Origin of the sequence: Salinivirga sp. (genome assembly GCF_035268865.1) — a bacterium.
In the GTDB taxonomy this organism is placed as follows: Bacteria; Bacteroidota; Bacteroidia; order Bacteroidales; family Salinivirgaceae; genus Salinivirga.
Genome location: NZ_DATFKB010000074.1, coordinates 1 through 3,893 on the forward strand (window position 1 = coordinate 1; position 3,893 = coordinate 3,893).

Below are 3,893 nucleotides of genomic sequence, written 5' to 3' on the forward strand. Positions count from 1 at the left end.
CAATAACGCAATAACACTATAACACAATAACACAATAACCATTATTTCAATTACAACATAATAACAATTAAAAACACATAAAATCATGAAACTTTTACAAACAACAATCCACGAAATTGAAACTGCAGATGAATTGCAAAAGATAATTAATGAAAATGAAAATGTTATGGTATGCTGTGGCCGTATGGGGCCAATGTGCATCCCTGTATATGATGAAATGGAAGAACTGCAGGAAGAACGTGAGAATGTGAAATTCTATAGTATGGCGTTCGATAATCCCGAAGCATCGATCGTAAGAAACGCACCCGAATGTCAGGGATTCATGGGATTACCATTCACCATGTATTACAAAAATGGTAAAGTGGCAAAAGCCACATCAAGCATCCAAAACAGAGAGCAAATCACATCTGTACTGGATGAGCATTTTGGCAACTAACCCGTTTTAATATCTTCAGGTCTTTGCGGCTGCTATAAGCACCGCAAAGACACTTAACTACAATCTGAAACTTACAATGGAAGAAAAATACGATCTGATGATAATCGGGGCTGGCGCTGCCGGTCTGACTGCCGGGATCTATGCCTCGAGGGCAAAGCTTAAAACTGTTATCCTGAACGAGGGTGTTGTGGGCGGACAAATGGTGCTTACTGAAGAGGTGGCAAATTACCCGGGCGTTGAAACAACCAAAGGGTACATGCTTGCTAATACAATGAAAAAGCAGGCTAAAAGCTTTGGCTGCAAAATCAAATCAAATATCAAAATCAAAGAATACTCCCTGGAAAACAAACTAAAAAAAGTTACACTTGAAGACGGTCGCAAATTTACAGCCAATGCAGTCATACTCACACCAGGCGGACGTCCCAGATCGCTCAATATTCCCGGCGAAGACCAGTTTAAAGGCAGAGGAATTTCATACTGCGCCACATGCGATGGCGATTTCTTTACAGATAAAGAGGTTATTGTCGTGGGAGGAGGAAACTCCGCACTGGAAGAGGCCGTAGCGCTGACCAATTTTGCCACTAAAGTCTCAATAGTACACCAGTTCGATCACTTCCAGGCCTTCGAACATGCCGTAAAAGAAGCAAAAGAAAATCCAAAAATCGATTTCATTATGGAATCGGAACTAAGATCGTTTGAAGGCAATGGCAACCTGGAAAAAGTAACCATTGAACACATTCCCTCGAAAAATATAACAGATAGAAAAATCGACGGTATTTTTATATTTATTGGATATCTGCCAAATACAGAATCAATAAAAGGACGCGTTCCAATGAATGAACGCAATGAGATTATTGTCGACGGCGATATGAAAACTGGTATCGAAGGTGTTTTTGCAGCAGGCGATTCCATTGCAAAACGATACAGGCAAGTAACCACAGCAGTGGCCGATGGCACAATCGCTGCCCTCAGTGCTTCGGAATACCTCCGAAACTAAAAATAACTGGATCATCCAGACTCCTATCATCAGCGGGATATGAAAAATCGCTTTGTTGTCGCCACATTTCTACTTTATAATAGGTTTTTCTGTCCTGACTGTAATTTCTCTCCCGGAATTTTTAATGGCTTGTTATCGAAAGGTATACAGCTTTACACACCCAACCATTCTCACATGTGCAAAGGCCTGTTATAATTTTTCAATCAAAAACCATTTTGAATTAATGATTTAAAATATGTTATTTGCATTGATAAAATATTACAAAGATGAAACTAATTATTCCTCAAAATTATCAATCTGTATTAAGTCTCAAAGAAACGGAACGGGCCATCAAGATGATCAAGGATTTTTTCCAGGAAAACCTGTCAGCAGAATTGAAATTGCGCCGCGTCACAGCACCTTTATTTGTGCAAAAAGGCACGGGGATAAACGATGACCTGAATGGCCTGGAACGCCCGGTGCAATTTCCGGTGAAAGATATGGAAGGTACCACCGCCGAGATTGTGCACTCCCTCGCAAAATGGAAAAGAATGATGCTGGCTGATTATGAAATTGCCAGTGGATATGGGATTTATACCGATATGAATGCATTGCGACCGGATGAGGAATTAGATAATCTGCACTCGATTTATGTTGACCAGTGGGACTGGGAAAAAATTATTGAGCCGGAGGACAGAACACTGAACACCCTGAAGGATATTGTGGGCCGTATCTACGCAGTGATGAAAAGAACCGAATTTATAGTTTATGAAACATACCCGGAAATTCTCCCCACCCTGCCGGAAGAAATCAAATTCATTCACAGTGAAGAGCTGGAGGAGATGTACCCTGAACTACCGCCAAAAGACCGCGAAGATGAAATTGCCAAAAAATACGGAGCTGTATTTATTATCGGGATCGGACACACCCTTTCATCAGGGAATCCTCATGACGGAAGGGCACCGGATTACGATGACTGGTCAACTGAAACCGGCAATGGCCATCATGGCTTAAATGGCGACATCATCGTCTGGAACCCTGTCCTGGAACGCGCATTCGAGCTGTCATCCATGGGTATCAGGGTCGATCATGAAGCGTTGCAAAGGCAGTTAAAAATCCAGAAACAGGAAATGAGAAGCGAACTACTCTGGCATAAACGATTGCTTTCTGGTGAATTTCCAGAGTGTACCGGGGGAGGAATCGGGCAGTCACGCCTATGCATGTATTTCCTTAGAAAAGCACATATCGGCGAGGTTCAGGCCAGCCTGTGGCCCGGACAAATGCAGGACCATTGCCGAAGGTCTGGAATATTTTTAATGTAATACAGTAGTCCTAAGGCCTCAAATGTGTAACGCAAACTTTGTCGACCGGATTAAAAATGGTACCCAGTGATTTTGCCATGACAAGTGCTACAGGAATGCCGACAATGGTAATAAACAACCCGGCAATTTTTACAATGGTAATAAGCGTAATTAATAATCCAACGGGAAAATAAACGATCCAAACAAAAATTCCGAATAAACGCCACAATTCATTCTGCTTTGAATCCAGCGTTTTCTTATCAACCATTTCATGGGTAAAAGGTGCAAGTAAAAATTTTGAAAGTTGAATTAGCCCGAAACCCAGTGGCATACCAACCACCGTTATTACAAGAAAACCGCCAATAAGAAATGTTACAGCAGCATCTATAAAGCCCAGAAAAGGAAAGTGCCATAAAATATTACCCAATAGTCTCATATCATAGCAATTTTATGGCAAGGTATAAAAACTTCCCGGTTTAAACTCAACAAATGAGCATAGAAGTTAACGACTCTAAAAAGTGCTTTCAGGATAACCAGACTTCAAAAAAATACACTTTAGCTGCTTTTCTTTTTCCGCAAAGTACTAAGCCCAAAAGGCAAATAGAGCGGACAAAAGCTAACCAGGCTTGTAAGAACAAATATTCCTGCCACCACTAACAAGATAATCCCCAGCGTACCGGTAATAACATCTGTAAAAAACAAAATGGCAATTGCAGCTGCAACCAGCAACCGGATGATTTTGTCGGTAAAACCCATATTCGTTTTCATATCTTTAAATCTTCGATTAAGTAATTAAATTATAATCAGTTAAAAATTTTTTATATACTTCTGGTACTAGTTGCCTCACCCCATAATTATTTTTTAGCGGTGTTCGGCGAGCACTCATCATATAGACTAAAAAAATCTAATCCCATTTAATGATGTCCTTTTGTCTTTGCTCCGTTAAAATCTATCCTCAATGATGAGTGGTTCATATCTTTAAATCTTTGTTTAAACTATTTATTTTAAATAAGTTATCTATTATCTAACAAGACCTTTGTACTAGTTGCCTCACTCATTATTATTTTTAGCGGTGTTCAGGCCCCTACGCTAAAGCCTCGGCGACAGCGTGCGAACCGAGCGAAGCGAGCTCGCGAGTACCGTTAAAATAAATTTCTGCACGAGCAACCTCATCATATTA

Annotated in this window: 5 protein-coding genes; 3 read left to right on the forward strand and 2 right to left on the reverse strand. The window is 40.6% G+C overall.

Annotation, left to right across the window (positions count from 1 at the left end; translation table 11 throughout):
- The first annotated feature begins 85 nt into the window (after positions 1-85).
- The 3 genes from VJ937_RS04590 (at position 86) to asnA (ending at position 2,734) form a co-directional block, all read left to right on the forward strand.
- Complete coding sequence (locus tag VJ937_RS04590; RefSeq protein ID WP_324065714.1) at positions 86-436, forward strand: thioredoxin; 351 nt, start codon at positions 86-88, stop codon at positions 434-436.
- A 76-nt stretch (positions 437-512) separates the two neighbouring features.
- Entirely contained in the window at positions 513-1,433 is a 921-nt protein-coding gene (locus VJ937_RS04595) for an NAD(P)/FAD-dependent oxidoreductase (protein ID WP_324065715.1), read from the forward strand.
- Positions 1,434-1,699: 266 nt separating this feature from the next.
- A complete protein-coding gene (asnA, locus tag VJ937_RS04600; RefSeq protein WP_324065716.1) occupies positions 1,700-2,734 on the forward strand; it encodes an aspartate--ammonia ligase in 1,035 nt (344 codons plus the stop codon).
- 10 nt (positions 2,735-2,744) lie between these two features.
- On the opposite strand, the gene VJ937_RS04605 is transcribed toward asnA, so the two are convergent.
- Together VJ937_RS04605 and VJ937_RS04610 are read right to left on the reverse strand one after the other, a co-directional pair.
- Complete coding sequence (locus VJ937_RS04605) at positions 2,745-3,149, reverse strand: YccF domain-containing protein (protein ID WP_324065717.1); 405 nt, start codon at positions 3,147-3,149, stop codon at positions 2,745-2,747.
- 119 nt (positions 3,150-3,268) lie between these two features.
- The gene (locus VJ937_RS04610) at positions 3,269-3,481 is read right to left on the reverse strand and encodes a DUF2892 domain-containing protein (protein ID WP_324065718.1); all 213 of its coding nucleotides are present in this window, start codon (positions 3,479-3,481) and stop codon (positions 3,269-3,271) included.
- Positions 3,482-3,893 lie beyond the last annotated feature (412 nt).